Here is a 14,770-nt window from a genome sequence, read left to right on the forward strand (position 1 = left end):
ACCGTGGGTGGGAGGTGAACCCCGCGCCGGGTGGTGCCGGCCGCTGGCCGGCATCGTGCCCCGGGTGGCAGGTGAATCACCATCCGGTAGTGCCGGCCGCTGGCCGGCATCGCGCCCCGATTATTCCAACGCGTAGCGCAGCGCGAACAGCACCGCCACCAGCCACACCGCCGGATGCACCTCGCGCCAGCGCCCGGTGCCGGCCTTCAGCGCGGCATACGCAATGAAGCCGAACGCCAGGCCGTTGGCAATCGAATAGGTGAAAGGCATCGCCAGCGCACACAGGGCGGCCGGCACCGATTCGGTCAGGTCGCTCCAGTCCACGTCCACCAGTTCGCGCAGCATCAGGCCGGCCACGAACAGCAGCGCCGGTGCGGTGGCATAGCCGGGCACCATCGCCGCCAGCGGCGAGAACAGCAGTGCGGCCAGGAACAGTGCCGACACCACCAGTGCAGTCAGGCCGGTGCGGCCGCCCACCTGCACGCCCGAGGCGCTTTCAGCGAACGCGGTGGTGCTGCTGGTGCCCAGCAGCGAACCGGCCACGATCGCCGTGCTATCGGCCAGCAGGGCGCGGCCGAAACGCTTCTGCGCGCCCGGCAGCTTCAGCAGTCCGGCGCGACCGACCACGCCATACAGGGTGCCGGTGGCATCGAACACTTCCACCAGCACGAACACCAGCACCACCTGCAGCAACACGGCGATCGGCGCGCCACCGTTGTGGTGCAGCAGGCCCGGCAGGTCCAGCTGCAGGAAGGTCGGCGCCAGGCTCGGCGGCAGCGAGACCAGGCCCTGGTACTGCACGTCGCCCAATGCCCAGCCCGCGCCGGTCACCGCCAGGATCCCGATCAGGATCGCGCCACGGATACGGCGCGCTTCCAGCACCGCGATCAGCAGGAAGCCGGCCAGTGCCAGCAGCGGCGGCGCCGTATTCAACGGGCCCAGCGCCACCAGCGTGTCTTCATTGCCGACGATCACGCCGGACTTCTGCAGCGCGATGATCGCCAGGAACAGGCCGATGCCGGCCACGATCGCCGAGCGCAGCGACGAAGGAATGCCCGACACCAGCCACGCCCGCACACCGGTCAGCGACAGCACCAGGAACACCAGGCCGGAGATGAATACCGCGCCCAGTGCCTGCTGCCACGGCAGGCCGGCGGCACCGACCACGGTGAAGGCGAAGAACGCGTTCAGGCCCATGCCCGGTGCCATGCCGACCGGGAAGTTGGCCGCCAGCGCCATCACCGCCGAACCCAGCGCAGCGGCCAGGCAGGTGGCCACGAACACCGCACCCGCATCCATGCCGGTGGTGCCGAGGATTTCCGGGTTGACGAAGACGATGTAGGACATCGTCAGGAAGGTGGTGACACCGGCCAGCAGCTCGGTGCGCACGGTGGTGCCGTGCTGCTGCAGCTGGAACAGGCGTTCGAACAGGGACATGGGGCGTCTCGCAACAATAAGGTGTCACGACCAACGGTCGTGACCTACCCGAATGCAGAACGGCCGCGCAGAGCGCGGCCGTTCTTCCTTTCTTACTTCAGCGCCTTGAAGCGCAGGCGCTTCGGCGCGGCATCGTCGCCCATGCGACGCTTCTTGTCTTCCTCGTACTCGCGGTAGTTGCCCTGGAAGAACTCCACGTGCGAGTCGCCTTCGAAAGCGATGATGTGCGTGGCGATGCGGTCCAGGAACCAGCGGTCGTGCGAGATCACGAAGGTGTTGCCCGGGAACTCCAGCAGCGCGTCTTCCAGCGCACGCAGCGTTTCGATGTCCAGGTCGTTGGACGGTTCGTCGAGCAGCAGCACGTTGCCGCCCTGCAGCAGGGTCTTGGCCATGTGCAGGCGGCCACGCTCACCACCGGACAGCGAGCCGACCATCTTCTGCTGGTCCTGGCCCTTGAAGTTGAAGCGGCCGATGTAGGCGCGCGACTGGATCTCGATGCCGTTGATGTTGAGGATGTCCAGGCCACCGGCGATTTCCTGGAAGACGTTGTGGTTGCCTTCCAGCTTGTCGCGGCTCTGGTCCACGTAGGACAGCTGCACGGTCGGGCCGATCACGATCTCGCCCGAATCCGGCTTCTCCTGCCCGGTGATCATCTTGAACAGCGTCGACTTGCCGGCGCCGTTCGGGCCGATGATGCCGACGATCGCGCCCGGCGGAATCAGCATCGACAGGTTGTCGATCAGCAGGCGGTCGCCGAACTTCTTGGAGACGTTCTTGAACTCCATCACCATGTTGCCCAGGCGCTCGCCCGGCGGGATGAAGATTTCGTTGGTCTCGTTGCGCTTCTGGTAATCCTGCGACTGCAGCTCTTCCAGGCGGGCCAGACGGGCCTTGCCCTTGGAGCGGCCGCCCTTGGCGTTCTGGCGCGACCACTCCAGTTCCTTCTGGATCGCCTTCTGGCGGGCCTTTTCCTGGTTCTCTTCCTGCTTCAGGCGCTCATCCTTCTGCACCAGCCATTCGGTGTAGTTGCCCTTCCACGGAATGCCGCGGCCGCGGTCCAGTTCCAGGATCCACTCGGCGGCGTTGTCCAGGAAGTAGCGATCGTGGGTGACGGCCACCACGGTGCCGGTATAGCGCGCCAGGAACTGTTCCAGCCATTCCACCGACTCGGCGTCGAGGTGGTTGGTCGGTTCGTCGAGCAGCAGCATGTCCGGCTTCTGCAGCAGCAGGCGGCACAGTGCGACGCGGCGCTTTTCACCGCCGGACAGGTTGGCGATCTTGGCATCCCACGGCGGCAGGCGCAGCGCATCGGCAGCCACGTCCAGCTGGTTTTCCAGGGTGTGCGCGTCGCCGGCGGCCAGGATCGCCTCGAGGCGCTCCTGTTCCTTGGCCAGCGCGTCGAAGTCGGCGCCTTCCTCGGCGTAGGCGGCGTACACCGCCTCCAGCGCGGCCTGGGCCTGCAGCACTTCGCCCACGCCTTCCTCGACCGACTCGCGCACGGTCTTGTTCGGGTCCAGTTCCGGTTCCTGCGCCAGGTAACCGACCTTGATGCCGGGCTGCGGGCGGGCTTCACCCTCGAAATCGGTGTCCACGCCGGCCATGATCTTCAGCACGGTGGACTTGCCGGCGCCGTTCAGGCCCAGCAGGCCGATCTTCGCGCCCGGGAAGAAGGACAGGGAAATGTCCTTGATGATCTGCCGCTTGGGCGGGACCACCTTGGACACGCGGTTCATGGTGTAGATGTATTGCGAGGACATGCGGTCTCCGTAGGCGCGGCCCTGCGCCCGACCCGTCACGGGAACATCCCGTTGCGGCAGCGGGCACAGACTGGAATGGAATACCGCCAATTATAGCCGGAACCGGTTCCGGCCCGCGCCCGGCCGGAGCCGCGCAGGCTGGCCGTGGCCTGAATACTCCGTCACAGTCCTGCAGCGGGAAGCGTTTCCAGCCGGAAACGGTTCAGATCGGTTGCGCAATATGGGCTCACCACCCACCCAAGCAGAGGTCTGACATGCGCATCAATCGAGTAATGGCCGGCGCCGTGGCCTCTGTGCTGGCGCTGGGCGCCGTGACCCCGGCCTTCGCCGACAACGACCATCGCCGCGACCACGACCGCCGCGAGTGGCGCGAGGATCGCCGTGAGTGGCGCCAGGACCGCCGCGACTGGGAGCGCGACCGCCGCGAGGCCCGGCGCGACTGGGAACGCGACCGCCGCGACTGGCACCGTGACCATGATCGCTACTACCGCCCGGCACCGCCGCGCGTGGTCTATCGCCCGGCCTATGGCCCGGGCTATGGCTGGAAGGTCGGCCACCGCTACCGCGACTACTACCGCGGCCCGGTCTACGTGGTGAACGACTACCCGCGCTACAACCTGCGCCGCCCGCCGTACGGCCATCAGTGGATTCGGGATGATCGCGGCAACATGCTGCTGGTGGCCATCGCCACCGGTGTGATCGCCCAGTACGTGCTCAGTCGCTGAGGATCGCGGCCGGGGTCGGATCCCTTCCCAACGGAAAGGGCTCTGACCCTTGCGCTGATGGGGTCGGATCCCTTTCCAACGGAAAGGGCTCTGACCCCACAACTATCGATCGAAACCATACGGGGCCGGATTCCTTCGGGGATGCCGGCCCCGTCCGTTTCGGCCCCAGCGGGCCAGTGCGGAGCTACAATCGAGGGCTGAGCCGTACCCCTTTTCCCTGCCTGCTGGAGTACCCGATGTTCCCGCGTGACGTCCGCATCGAATCCTACGATCCCGAACTGGCCAAGGCCATCGCCGCTGAGACCCAGCGCCAGGAAGACCACGTCGAGCTGATCGCCAGCGAGAACTACACCAGCCCGGCGGTGATGGAAGCCCAGGGCAGCCAGCTGACCAACAAGTACGCCGAAGGCTACCCGGGCAAGCGCTACTACGGTGGCTGCGAATACGTGGACATCGCCGAGCAGCTGGCGATCGACCGCCTGAAGCAGCTGTTCGATGCGGACTATGCCAACGTGCAGCCGCACAGCGGTTCGCAGGCCAACCAGGCCGTGTACTTCGCCCTGCTGCAGCCGGGTGACACCATCCTCGGCATGAGCCTGGCCCACGGCGGCCACCTCACCCACGGCGCCAAGGTCAATGCCTCGGGCAAGCTGTTCAACGCCGTGCAGTACGGCGTCAACGACCAGGGCCTGATCGATTACGACGAAGTCGAGCGGCTGGCCCTGGAGCACAAGCCGAAGATGGTCGTGGCCGGCTTCTCGGCCTACTCGCAGGTGATCGACTGGGCGCGCTTCCGCGCCATCGCCGACAAGGTCGGCGCCTACCTGTTCGTCGACATGGCCCACGTCGCCGGCCTGGTCGCCGCAGGCGTCTACCCGAGCCCGCTGGAGCACGCCCACGTGGTCACCTCGACCACCCACAAGACCCTGCGCGGCCCGCGCGGCGGCATCATCATCGCCAAGGGCGCCGACGAAGACCTGGTCAAGAAGCTGCAGTCGATCGTGTTCCCGGGCATCCAGGGCGGTCCGCTGATGCACGTCATCGCCGGCAAGGCCGTGGCCTTCAAGGAAGCGCTGGAGCCGGGCTTCAAGGCCTACCAGCAGCAGGTGGTGAAGAACGCCCAGGCGATGGCCAACACGCTGATCGCGCGTGGCTACAAGATCGTCTCCGGCGGCACCCAGAACCACCTGATGCTGGTGGACATGATCGGCAAGGACGTGTCCGGCAAGGACGCGGAAGCCGCGCTGGGCAAGGCCCACATCACCGTCAACAAGAACTCGGTGCCGAACGACCCGCGTTCGCCGTTCGTGACCTCGGGCCTGCGCCTGGGTACGCCGGCGGTGACCACCCGTGGCTACGTCGAACAGGACTGCGTGGATCTGGCCAACTGGATCGCCGACGTGCTCGACGCACCGAACGATGACGCGGTCATCGCCCGCGTGCGCGACGCCGTCAGCGCGCAGTGCCGCAAGTACCCGGTCTACGGCTGATCGGAGAGTGGGGGCAGAGCCCTTTCCTGGCGGAAAGGGATCCGACCCCGCCTTCCGGATCGACGCAGGGGTCGGATCCCTTCCCGCAGGGAAGGGCTCTGACCCCGTCATCAGGAATCCCGCGCATGGATGAGCGCCGCCTCAAGTACCTGTACATCGCACTGGCGGTGCTGTTCGGCCTGCCCAGCCTGTTCTTCGGCGGTGCCGGCGCCTGCATCGCCGTGGTCATGGGGGTGATCGGGCTGGTCTCGCTGGACGCGGACAACCTGTGGTTTGCCGCCGGCATGCTCGCGTGGGGATCGTGCGGGATCGCCGGCCTCGTGGCCTGGGTCGCACTCAGCATCGTCTGGCTGCGCGATGGTTCACGCGGGCTGCACATGGCATCACGCCGCTGGTGGCTGCTGTTGGGCCTGGGCGTGCTGGCAGGCCTGCCCTTGCTGGCGATGGCGCTGTATTACTTCGCCGAGCTGGGTTCGTCCGTGCTCAGCGGGCTGTTCGCCGGGCCGTCCCTGTTGGTGCCCACCGGTACGTTGATCCTCCTGCGGCTGCGTGCTGACGCCCTGGGCGAGCCATCCGGCCCGGCGCGATCAGAGGAGTAGGCCCGCGTGGATGAGCGCCACCTCAAGTACCTGTACACCGCGCTGGCGGTGCTGTTTGGCCTGCCCAGCCTGGTGATGGGCGGCGCGGCGGCGACGATGCTGCTGCTGATGGGGCTGGGCCAGTTCGGTCATGGCACGCTGGCCTCGGTGACGGTGATGCCGCTGTGGGGCCTGGCCGGCATTGCCGGTTGCCTGGCCTGGTTGTGGCTCAGCGCGGGTTTTCTGCTGCAGGGGCGTGCCGGGCTGCACGTGCACCGCCTCTGGTGGTGGATGCTGCTGGCGGGCGGTCTCGCCGCCTTGCTCCCGCTGGGGCTGGCGCTGTGGTGGGGCATCGCCGTGCATGCCGAAGGCATCGGCTTGTTGCTGCTGGGCCCGTCGATGCTGGTGCCGGCTGCGATGCTGGTGTGGATCAAACGCCGCGCATGACGTGGCCCATGGAAGGAAATCGAACGCATGGATGAGCGTCTGCACAAACGCTGGATGGCGATCGCCGGCCTGCTGGTGGGCCTGCCCACCGTGGCGGCAGGCGGCACGGGTGCCGTGCTGGGGCTGATGGTCGTATGGGACGGCAAGTACCTGACGGGCGACGAGCACACGTGGTTGCTGCTGTGGTCGTCGGCTGGAATCATCGGCCTGCTGTCGTGGTTGTGGCTGAGCGGCCTGTTCCTGTGGCGCGGTGTTGCCGGCCTGCGCCAATCACCGGTTGTCGCCTGGGTCGGCCTTGCGCTGGGGGTGCTGGCCGCGTTGGCCGTGGTCGCCGCCGCGTTGTACTTCACCTTCAAGCATGGGGAAATCTCGACCCTGGCCTTCCTTGGGTTCGGCCCGCCGCTGCTGGTGATGGCCGGGCACCTGGCGTGGCTGCGCTGGGCACGCGCGGCCCCGGTGCCGTCGGCACCTGGTTGAACGTCTGGTCCTGCTGACCTCACTGGACGCTCTGGTTGGCCGAAATGCAGGTACTTCCGCGCAGACAGCATTTGCCGCTGCGCCCTTTCTCAGGTACCTTTGCGACGCTGCCATGACCGTGGCAATAGGTACTTTCCTGAGCCAGGCGTTCCATGCACTGCCCCTTCTGCCAACATGCCGATACCCGGGTCATCGACTCGCGCGTCTCTGAAGACGGCGCGACGATCCGTCGTCGGCGTGAATGTGAAGCCTGCGGCGAGCGCTTCAGCACCCTGGAAACGGTCGAACTGAAGCTGCCGGCCATCGTCAAGAGCGATGGCACCCGCGAGGCGTTCGACCAGCGCAAGGTCCGCGCTGGCTTCGACCGCGCGCTGCAGAAGCGTGCGGTGGCCGAAGACAAGATCGAAGCAGCGGTGCGTGCGGTGGTTCACCAGCTGCGCATCAGCGGCGAGCGCGAAGTGCCCTCGATCAAGGTCGGCGAGTTCGTGATGAACGAACTGCGCAAGCTCGATCATGTCGGCTACGTGCGCTTCGCTTCGGTCTACCGCAGCTTCGAGGACGTGGCCGATTTCCGCGAGGAGATCGAGAAGCTCGAGCGCGACCTGCCGTCCAGTACCGAACAGCTGCAGCTGCTGGGCGATGTGATCGCCCTGACCAAGAAGAAGAAGGGCTGACTGCCTCTGCCTTGGGGGTGCCAACCTTGGTGGGCACCGGTGGCCGCATTCACTGGTGGGTGCCAACCGTTGGTTGGCACTGACGGCATGGATCAACACCGGCGGCGTTACCATGGCTGCATGACCACTTCGTTCTCCGTCCTCGACCACCTGCACATGGCCAACGCGCTGCGCCTGGCCGAGCGCGCTGCCTATACCACCCGCCCCAACCCGATGGTCGGCTGCGTGATCGCCCATGGCGAACGCGTGGTCGGGCAGGGCTGGCACCAGCGCGCCGGTGGCCCGCATGCGGAAGTGTTCGCCCTGCGCGAGGCCGGCACCGAAGCACGCGGTGCCACCGCCTACGTCACCCTGGAACCCTGCGCCCACTACGGGCGCACGCCACCGTGTGCGCTGGCCTTGATCGAAGCTGGCGTGTCGCGCGTGGTCGCGGCGATGCGTGATCCATTCCCGAAGGTCGATGGCGGTGGGTTCGATCTGCTGCGCAATGCCGGCATCGACGTCGCCGAAGGGCTGATGGCGGCGCAGGCGCGCGAGCTCAACAAGGGCTTCCTGTCGCGCGTGGAGCGCAATCGGCCGTGGTTGCGGGTGAAGCTGGCCGCCAGCCTGGATGGCCGTACCGCGATGGCCGATGGCAGTTCCAAGTGGATCACCGGGCCGGCCGCGCGCGAGGACGTGCAGCACTGGCGCGCGCGCGCCGGTGCGATCCTGACCGGCGGCGACACGGTGCTGGCCGACGACCCGATGCTGACCGTGCGCCTGGCCGATACCGAAGTGATGGCACCACTGCGTGTGGTGCTGGATTCGCGCCTGCGCTCGCTCGAATGCAGCCGCGTGCGCGAGGGCGGGGCACCGACGCTGTACCTGCACGCTGCGGCGGTGAGCGCGCCGGATGCGGCCGATGCCGAATTCGCCAGCGTGCCCAGCGCAGAGGGGCGGTTGGACCTGGGCGCGGTGCTGGCGCTGCTGGCCGAGCGCGGCATCAACGAAGTGCACACCGAAGCCGGCGCGACACTGGCCGGTGCGCTGCTGCGCGGTGGCTGGGTCGATGAGCTTCTGCTCTATCAGGCGCCCACGCTGCTGGGCGACAACGGCCGCCCGCTGCTGGCTGGCCTCGGCATTGATGCCATGGACCAGCAGCGTCGCCTGCGCGTGGTTGACCAGCGCCAGGTCGGCGAGGACAACAGGCTGCTGCTGCGCCCATGAAGGAATGACGCAGGGCAGGGGGCTACGCCCATGGCGTCAGGCCGCTTCGTCGTCTTCTTCGCCAACGGGGCATTGGCCTTTCCATTGCTGCTTCCACAGCACATGCAGGTCGCGGCAGTACGCGCCGAGCGCCTCGCCCGGCAGTTGCCTCGCCTTGAACCGCAACTGGCGACGCGTAAAACCGTCGTCGTACTCATCCGGCAGTACCAGCACGGCACACTGGTCGTGGTACATCAGGAAGTCGCGGCAGTGATCATCCTCACTCATCCACGCATCCAGGTGCCTGTCGCTCAGCTGCGTTGACTCGAAGGCGACCGAGGGTTGGACGACGATGATCTTCGTGGCTTTGAACCTGGACGCCTCGGCCTGCCAGCACACCATCAGCGCCAGCAACATGAGCGCGGTCGACGTCATACGGTGTTTCATGCGGTTGCCCTGGTGGAAGAGGGCAACAGCATTGACCATGCAGGCCGCGCAGGGCCATGCAAGGGTTCTGAAAATGCAGTTGCCCTTGCCGTCGGCAACGCTGGGCAGCGCGTAGGCTCGGCGTTACATCGCACTTACGCGCATTCGTCGGTCCACATCATCTCGGCGATCGGGCGCAGTGCCTTGCATTCCTGCGTCATGTCTTCGGCTGACTTCACCTTCGCCTTGGCCTTCAGTTCCTCGGTCATGGCATCCACGCCACTGATCTGGTCCGGCGCGATCTTCGCCACGCAGGCGCGGTGCTGCTGCAGCAGCAGGTCACAGCCGGGTACGCCGGTCACCTTCGGTGCGCTGGCCGCCTGCGCGTCCTGCATCCAGTCCTCGAACGGTGCCAGCGCGCCGGTCACGGTACCCACCAGATCGTCGAAGTTGCCGCTGTACCAGTAGCCGTTGTCCTTGGCCGGGTACAGGGTGAAGGTGCCGCTGACCGGCACGCGCGCACCGCTCTGCAGCGCCTGGGTGTAGGCGTCGGTGAACTGCCTGCGCGCGGCCGGGCTGGCGTCGGCCGCAAGGCTGGCGGCGAACAGCGGGCGCACCTTGCCGAGGTCGGGCACCTGGCAGCTGAAAGTGATGCGCGCCAGCTTCTGGTCTTCCACGTACTCGTTGTCTTCAATCACGCTCTTGCTGGCGCGGCACTTCGAATCACGCAGGGCCTTGGCATACAGCGCTTCGCTGGCGGCCGCGTCGGCCTTTGCGCCGGTGCTGGCAAGCACGACCTGCCACGGATCGGCCAGCGCCTTGGCCAGCGCACCCGGGTTCGGGGTCACCGCGTCCTGGCCTTCGAACGCCGGCTTCAGTGCATCGTTGAGCGCGCGGGTCGCCACGGCGTCATCTTCCAGCAGCACGCGTGCGTACAGGTCGAAAGCCTGTTCGGGCGTCAGTGTGGCCGGGGCGGCGCCGGCCAGCAGCGGGGCCGCCAGCAGGGCGCTGGCCAGCAGGGTACGCAAGGGAGTCTTCATGACGGTGTTTCCTGTTCCAGAGGCGCGCAAGCGTAGCGCATCTTTGCGCAGGCCCGTTGGTGCCTGTGGCCGCCTGCCGGCGCGCGCGGGCCCAAAAAAAACGGGCCCCTTGCGGGGCCCGTTCGATCGCACGACGAGGAGCGATCGGTAAATCAGAAGCTGGCGCGGACGCCGACCGAGTACTGGGTGACGTCGCGGTAGCCGGCGATCTCGCCCACTACACCCCAGGTCTTGGTGAAGTTGACCTGGCCGCCGACGGTGCCGACCCAGGTGCCCTTGTAGTTGTTGCCGCCATCCATGTAACCGGCCTTGGCCCAGGCTTCGGTCATGCGCGACGGCTTGCCGCGGATACCCATGGTGACGCGGCCCAGGTTGGTGTGGTCCTTGCCGTGGTAACGCACGCCGTCGTAGCGCAGGGTCGATTCGGCGTTCTGGCGCACCCAGGCGGCATCGGCGGTGAAGTCCAGGCGGTCGGTCCACGGCATGTGGTAGCCGATACCCAGCTCCGGCTGGTTCAGTTCCAGCTTCAGCGAGTCTTCGCCGTAGTGGCGGGTCTTGCTGGTGCGCGACCAGCCACCGAACACGTAGACCTGCTCGGCCAGCGCGACCGAGCCGCGCAGGTAGCCACCGTCGACCTTCGGGTCGTCCAGCACGTTGTCGTCAACCTGGACCTGGGTCCAGCCGCCTTCCACGTAGGTGTAGCTCAGGGCGTCGGCCGAAGCCGAGAACGGAGCAGCGGCCAGCAGGGCGGCCACGATCAGGATCTTGCGCATGGGAATTCCTGTGAATTTCAGTCCATTGGCGGGCCTGCCCTCGCGGCTGCCCGTGGCGACCTCATGTCGTCCGCTGCGGATTTTAATGAAAGTTTTACAAAATGCGAGAGACGGCCGTCACAAGCTGGTCTGGCTTGGCCGGGGTCAGAGCCCTTTTCTGCGGAAAGGGATCCGACCCCGGCCATCAGAGTGCGAGCCGGCCTGCATCGGGGTCGGATCCGTTTTCCGTCGGAAAACGGCTCTGACCCCTCGCGATTTCGAGGGACCCGGGGTCAGAGCCCTTTCCTGCGGAAAGGGATCCGACCCCGGTCATCAGAATGCGAGCGGGCCTGCATCGGGGTCGGATCCGTTTTCCGTCGGAAAACGGCTCTGACCCCTCCGCGATTTCGAGGGACCCGGGGTCAGAGCCCTTTCCTGCGGAAAGGGATCCGACCTCGGTCATCAGAGTGCGAGCGGGCCTGGATCGGGGTCAGATCCGTTTTCCGTCGGAAAACGGCTCTGACCCGTAGCGATTTCGAGAGGGCCGGGGCCAGAGCCCTTGCCTGCGGAAAGGGATCCGACCCCGGGCATCCCACCCCGTTCAGCACGGGCTGGTACACTAGCCGCGCCGGTTCGCCGGTACACAAACGTCTTCAGGGCGGGGTGCAATTCCCCACCGGCGGTAGGTGCGCAAGCACGAGCCCGCGAGCGCCCCGGCCCACGGCCCGGGGGTCAGCAGATCCGGTCCAATGCCGGAGCCGACGGTCATAGTCCGGATGAAAGAAGACGGTGCCACAGGGCCTTCGCGGCCCTGCGCCCGCCTGTTTGCCTTGCGGCGTTTTTCGCTCACTTTTCGCGGAGAACGTTACTTGTTTACTGGAATCATCGAAGGCGTCGGCCGTCTGGCCGCACGCGAATCCATCGGCGGCGATGTCCGCTTCACCTTCCACGTCGGGAATCTGCCGTTCGACCACGTGCAGATGGGCGAGAGCATCGCCATCAACGGCGTCTGCCTCACCGTCATCGCGTTCGACGCCAGCAGCTTCCAGGCCGATGCCTCCACCGAGACCCTGGGCCTGACCACGCTGGGCCAGTTGGGCGAAGGGGCGGTCATCAACCTGGAGCGCGCCATGCGCCCGACCGACCGCCTCGGCGGCCATCTGGTCAGCGGCCACGTCGACGGCCTCGGCCAGGTGCTGTCCATCCATGACGACGCGCGGGCCCAGCGCTGGCGTTTCGCCGCGCCGGCCTCGCTGCGCCGCTATATCGCCAAGAAGGGCTCGATCTGCGTTGACGGCGTCAGCCTCACCGTCAACGAAGTGGACGACGACGGTTTTGAAGTCGCCCTGATCCCGCACACCGTGGCGAACACCGCCTTCTCCGCCACCGGCGTGGGCAGCGCGGTCAATCTGGAAATCGATCTGGTGGCCCGTTACGTCGAGCGATTGATGGGTGTGCCGAGCAACGGTCAGCACCCACAGGGAGACGCAGCATGAACTTCGCCCCGATTCCGGAAATCCTGGAAGACATCCGCCTGGGCCGCATGGTGGTCATCGTCGATGACGAAGACCGCGAGAACGAAGGCGACCTGATCATGGCCGCCGAGCTGGTCAAGCCGTCGGACATCAACTTCATGGTCACCCACGGCCGCGGCCTGGTGTGCCTGCCGCTGACCCGCAGCCGCGCCGCCGACCTCGGCCTGGCGCCGATGGTGCAGGCCAATACCGCCCAGTTCCAGACCAACTTCACGGTCAGCATCGAGGCCGCCGAGGGCGTCACCACCGGCATTTCGGCGCATGACCGCGCGCATACCATCCGCACCGCGGTAAAGCCCAATGCCAAGCCGTCGGACCTGCACCAGCCGGGCCACATCTTCCCGCTGATCGCCCAGCCGGGCGGCGTGCTGACCCGCGCCGGCCACACCGAAGCCGGCGTCGACCTGGCCATGCTCGCCGGGCTGGAACCGGCCGGCGTGCTGGTGGAAATCCTGAACCCGGATGGCAGCATGGCGCGCCGCCCGGAGCTGGAAGTGTTCGCCCGCGAGCACGGCCTGAAGATGGGCTCCATCGCCGATCTGATCGCCTACCGCCTGGCCACCGAAAAGACCGTCGAGCGCGTGGACGAGCGCGAGATCGACACCGAATTCGGTCCGTTCAAGCTGGTGACCTACCGCGACCGCATCGCCCACGACCTGCACTTCGCGCTGGTTCGTGGCACGCCGGATGCGGACACCCCGACCCTGGTGCGCGTGCAGGTGGAAAACCCGCTGGCCGACCTGCTGCACTGGCGCCGCGACGACTTCGGCGTGGCGGCCACCGATGCCCTGCGCGCGATCGATGCCGAGGGCGCTGGCGTGATGGTGGTGCTGTCGGCCCCGCGCGATGGCGAAGCCCTGCTGGCCCGCCTGCGCCAGCAGCCGGCGCCGGTGGTGCCGGGCAAGGACAAGGATGTGGGCCAGTGGCGCCGCAACGGTGCCGGCGCACAGATCCTGTCTGACCTGGGCCTGGGCAAGCTGCGGGTGCTGGGCACCCCGCGCCGCCAGGTTGGCCTGGCCGGTTACGGCCTGGAAGTGGTGGAGACGGTCACCCTGTAATGGGGGATTGCCGGCCAGCCGCCGGCACTACCGGTGGGTGCCGGCCCCATGCCACCGGTGGGTGCCGACCGTTGGTCGGCACACCCTGCGGGCCCCCGCCAGCCACGGCCGGGGCCCATCCACGCTAGAATTACCCCCTTATCGAGTCCCCAAGCCGCATATGAGCCACTACGAAGGCGATCTTCGCACTCCCGAGTCGGCGCGCTTCGCCATCCTGGCCAGCCGCTGGAACGCCCGCATCACCGACGCGCTGGTCGCAGGCGCGCGCCTGAGCCTGGCCGGCAACGGCATCACCGAAGCCAACATCGACGTGATCCGCGTGCCGGGTGCCTGGGAACTGCCGCTGGTGGCCGCGCGCCTGGCCGCCGCCCATGAACACGCCGCCATCCTCACCCTGGGCTGCGTGATCCGTGGCGACACCCGCCACTACGAACACGTGGCCGACCGCTGCGCCGAAGGCCTGATGCGCGTGCAGCTGGATTTCGGCGTGCCGGTGCTGAACGGCGTGCTGGCGGTGGAACGCGTTGAAGACGCCGAGGCCCGCGCAGGCGGCAGCCACGGCAACAAGGGCGAGGAAGTCGCACTCGCCGCACTGGAAATGGTCAATCTGCTGGAGCAACTGCCATGAACAAGAACACCCAGGGCAAGCCCTCCGGTAAACCCGTCCGCCGCGATGGCGTCGATCCGGTGCTGCGCTCGCGCGCCCGCCGTCGTGCCGTGCAGGCCATCTACGCCTGGCAGATCTCGGGCGGTAACGCACAGTCGCTGATCGCCCAGTTCGCCCACGAGCAGGCCCGTGAAATCGCTGACCTGGCGTACTTCGAGGCGCTGCTGCACGGCGTGCTCGACAACCGTCGTGACATCGACGAAGCGCTCGGCCCGTACCTGGACCGTGGCATCGAGGAAGTGGACGCGATCGAACGCGCGGTGCTGCGCCTGGCCGCCTACGAGCTGCGCTACCGCCTGGACGTGCCATACCGCGTGGTGATCAACGAAGCGATCGAATCGGCCAAGCGCTTCGGTTCCGAACACGGCCACACCTACGTCAACGGCGTGCTGGATCGTGCCGCCGTGGAATGGCGCAAGGTCGAATCGGGTCACTGACCCGATTTCTGTAGAGCCGAGCCATGCTCGGCTCACCGTGCAGCGCACGGTTGCGTTCGGCAATGCGGCGCGTGATCGAACTGCA

Annotated in this window: 16 protein-coding genes and 1 riboswitch; of the genes, 11 read left to right on the top strand and 5 right to left on the bottom strand. The window is 67.1% G+C overall.

Translation table 11 applies throughout. The annotated features are described in order from the left end of the window. Positions 1-120: 120 nt before the first annotated feature. Both AC5P7I_RS09450 and ettA read right to left on the bottom strand, forming a co-directional pair. Positions 121-1,437, bottom strand: coding sequence for an NCS2 family permease (locus tag AC5P7I_RS09450; protein WP_032962452.1), 1,317 nt, complete (start codon positions 1,435-1,437; stop codon positions 121-123). Positions 1,438-1,529: 92 nt separating this feature from the next. Next, positions 1,530-3,194: an energy-dependent translational throttle protein EttA gene (gene ettA / locus AC5P7I_RS09455; protein ID WP_005415249.1), complete on the bottom strand. Its 1,665-nt coding sequence runs from the start codon at positions 3,192-3,194 to the stop codon at positions 1,530-1,532. 254 nt (positions 3,195-3,448) lie between these two features. On the opposite strand from ettA, the gene AC5P7I_RS09460 reads away from it, so the two are divergent. The 7 genes from AC5P7I_RS09460 (at position 3,449) to ribD (ending at position 8,791) form a co-directional block, all read left to right on the top strand. After that, entirely contained in the window at positions 3,449-3,919 is a 471-nt protein-coding gene (locus AC5P7I_RS09460; protein ID WP_049408719.1) for an RcnB family protein, read from the top strand. Between the two features lie 236 nt (positions 3,920-4,155). Then, positions 4,156-5,409: a serine hydroxymethyltransferase gene (glyA, locus tag AC5P7I_RS09465; RefSeq protein ID WP_014645914.1), complete on the top strand. Its 1,254-nt coding sequence runs from the start codon at positions 4,156-4,158 to the stop codon at positions 5,407-5,409. A 125-nt stretch (positions 5,410-5,534) separates the two neighbouring features. Next, positions 5,535-6,008 (top strand): hypothetical protein, encoded by a 474-nt coding sequence (locus tag AC5P7I_RS09470; protein ID WP_049442180.1) that lies wholly within the window; start codon positions 5,535-5,537, stop codon positions 6,006-6,008. A gap of 6 nt (positions 6,009-6,014) precedes the next feature. Beyond that, entirely contained in the window at positions 6,015-6,434 is a 420-nt protein-coding gene (locus tag AC5P7I_RS09475) for a hypothetical protein (protein WP_049442181.1), read from the top strand. A 27-nt stretch (positions 6,435-6,461) separates the two neighbouring features. Next, positions 6,462-6,911: a hypothetical protein gene (locus tag AC5P7I_RS09480; protein WP_032962449.1), complete on the top strand. Its 450-nt coding sequence runs from the start codon at positions 6,462-6,464 to the stop codon at positions 6,909-6,911. A 152-nt stretch (positions 6,912-7,063) separates the two neighbouring features. Then, positions 7,064-7,585: a transcriptional regulator NrdR gene (gene nrdR, locus AC5P7I_RS09485; protein WP_010481984.1), complete on the top strand. Its 522-nt coding sequence runs from the start codon at positions 7,064-7,066 to the stop codon at positions 7,583-7,585. 120 nt (positions 7,586-7,705) lie between these two features. Beyond that, on the top strand, positions 7,706-8,791 hold the full coding sequence (gene ribD / locus AC5P7I_RS09490; protein ID WP_046428779.1) for a bifunctional diaminohydroxyphosphoribosylaminopyrimidine deaminase/5-amino-6-(5-phosphoribosylamino)uracil reductase RibD: 1,086 nt from the start codon (positions 7,706-7,708) through the stop codon (positions 8,789-8,791). Positions 8,792-8,827: 36 nt separating this feature from the next. Here ribD and AC5P7I_RS09495 read toward each other — a convergent pair whose 3' ends face one another. The 3 genes from AC5P7I_RS09495 to AC5P7I_RS09505 all read right to left on the bottom strand — a co-directional run bounded on the left by AC5P7I_RS09495 (position 8,828) and on the right by AC5P7I_RS09505 (position 11,009). After that, positions 8,828-9,205: a hypothetical protein gene (locus AC5P7I_RS09495; protein ID WP_014645918.1), complete on the bottom strand. Its 378-nt coding sequence runs from the start codon at positions 9,203-9,205 to the stop codon at positions 8,828-8,830. Between the two features lie 146 nt (positions 9,206-9,351). Beyond that, on the bottom strand, positions 9,352-10,236 hold the full coding sequence (locus AC5P7I_RS09500) for a hypothetical protein (protein WP_014645919.1): 885 nt from the start codon (positions 10,234-10,236) through the stop codon (positions 9,352-9,354). Between the two features lie 152 nt (positions 10,237-10,388). Further along, complete coding sequence (locus AC5P7I_RS09505; protein WP_014645920.1) at positions 10,389-11,009, bottom strand: hypothetical protein; 621 nt, start codon at positions 11,007-11,009, stop codon at positions 10,389-10,391. Between the two features lie 624 nt (positions 11,010-11,633). Beyond that, positions 11,634-11,780, top strand: a riboswitch (FMN riboswitch). Positions 11,781-11,857: 77 nt separating this feature from the next. On the opposite strand from AC5P7I_RS09505, the gene AC5P7I_RS09510 reads away from it, so the two are divergent. The 4 genes from AC5P7I_RS09510 to nusB all read left to right on the top strand — a co-directional run bounded on the left by AC5P7I_RS09510 (position 11,858) and on the right by nusB (position 14,685). Then, the gene (locus AC5P7I_RS09510; protein ID WP_014645921.1) at positions 11,858-12,484 is read left to right on the top strand and encodes a riboflavin synthase; all 627 of its coding nucleotides are present in this window, start codon (positions 11,858-11,860) and stop codon (positions 12,482-12,484) included. Beyond that, positions 12,481-13,581 carry a 3,4-dihydroxy-2-butanone-4-phosphate synthase gene (gene ribB / locus AC5P7I_RS09515; RefSeq protein WP_014645922.1) on the top strand — a complete coding sequence of 367 codons (1,101 nt, stop codon included), beginning with the start codon at positions 12,481-12,483 and terminating at the stop codon, positions 13,579-13,581. Before AC5P7I_RS09510 ends, ribB begins: the two co-directional genes overlap by 4 nt. A gap of 160 nt (positions 13,582-13,741) precedes the next feature. Then, the gene (ribH, locus tag AC5P7I_RS09520) at positions 13,742-14,209 is read left to right on the top strand and encodes a 6,7-dimethyl-8-ribityllumazine synthase (protein WP_005415267.1); all 468 of its coding nucleotides are present in this window, start codon (positions 13,742-13,744) and stop codon (positions 14,207-14,209) included. Beyond that, positions 14,206-14,685 carry a transcription antitermination factor NusB gene (gene nusB, locus AC5P7I_RS09525; RefSeq protein WP_005408062.1) on the top strand — a complete coding sequence of 160 codons (480 nt, stop codon included), beginning with the start codon at positions 14,206-14,208 and terminating at the stop codon, positions 14,683-14,685. Before ribH ends, nusB begins: the two co-directional genes overlap by 4 nt. The last annotated feature ends 85 nt before the right edge of the window (positions 14,686-14,770 follow it).

The organism is Stenotrophomonas sp. YJH_SMC_138, assembly GCF_059369855.1.

Bases quoted from the DNA above. Each gene is read 5' to 3' on its own strand.
- AC5P7I_RS09450 (WP_032962452.1), bottom strand. From the start codon at position 1,437: ATGTCCCTGTTCGAACGCCTGTTCCAGCTGCAGCAGCACGGCACCACC.
- ettA (WP_005415249.1), bottom strand. From the start codon at position 3,194: ATGTCCTCGCAATACATCTACACCATGAACCGCGTGTCCAAGGTGGTC.
- AC5P7I_RS09460 (WP_049408719.1), top strand. From the start codon at position 3,449: ATGCGCATCAATCGAGTAATGGCCGGCGCCGTGGCCTCTGTGCTGGCG.
- glyA (WP_014645914.1), top strand. From the start codon at position 4,156: ATGTTCCCGCGTGACGTCCGCATCGAATCCTACGATCCCGAACTGGCC.
- AC5P7I_RS09470 (WP_049442180.1), top strand. From the start codon at position 5,535: ATGGATGAGCGCCGCCTCAAGTACCTGTACATCGCACTGGCGGTGCTG.
- AC5P7I_RS09480 (WP_032962449.1), top strand. From the start codon at position 6,462: ATGGATGAGCGTCTGCACAAACGCTGGATGGCGATCGCCGGCCTGCTG.
- nrdR (WP_010481984.1), top strand. From the start codon at position 7,064: ATGCACTGCCCCTTCTGCCAACATGCCGATACCCGGGTCATCGACTCG.
- ribD (WP_046428779.1), top strand. From the start codon at position 7,706: ATGACCACTTCGTTCTCCGTCCTCGACCACCTGCACATGGCCAACGCG.
- AC5P7I_RS09495 (WP_014645918.1), bottom strand. From the start codon at position 9,205: ATGACGTCGACCGCGCTCATGTTGCTGGCGCTGATGGTGTGCTGGCAG.
- AC5P7I_RS09500 (WP_014645919.1), bottom strand. From the start codon at position 10,236: ATGAAGACTCCCTTGCGTACCCTGCTGGCCAGCGCCCTGCTGGCGGCC.
- AC5P7I_RS09505 (WP_014645920.1), bottom strand. From the start codon at position 11,009: ATGCGCAAGATCCTGATCGTGGCCGCCCTGCTGGCCGCTGCTCCGTTC.
- ribB (WP_014645922.1), top strand. From the start codon at position 12,481: ATGAACTTCGCCCCGATTCCGGAAATCCTGGAAGACATCCGCCTGGGC.
- ribH (WP_005415267.1), top strand. From the start codon at position 13,742: ATGAGCCACTACGAAGGCGATCTTCGCACTCCCGAGTCGGCGCGCTTC.
- nusB (WP_005408062.1), top strand. From the start codon at position 14,206: ATGAACAAGAACACCCAGGGCAAGCCCTCCGGTAAACCCGTCCGCCGC.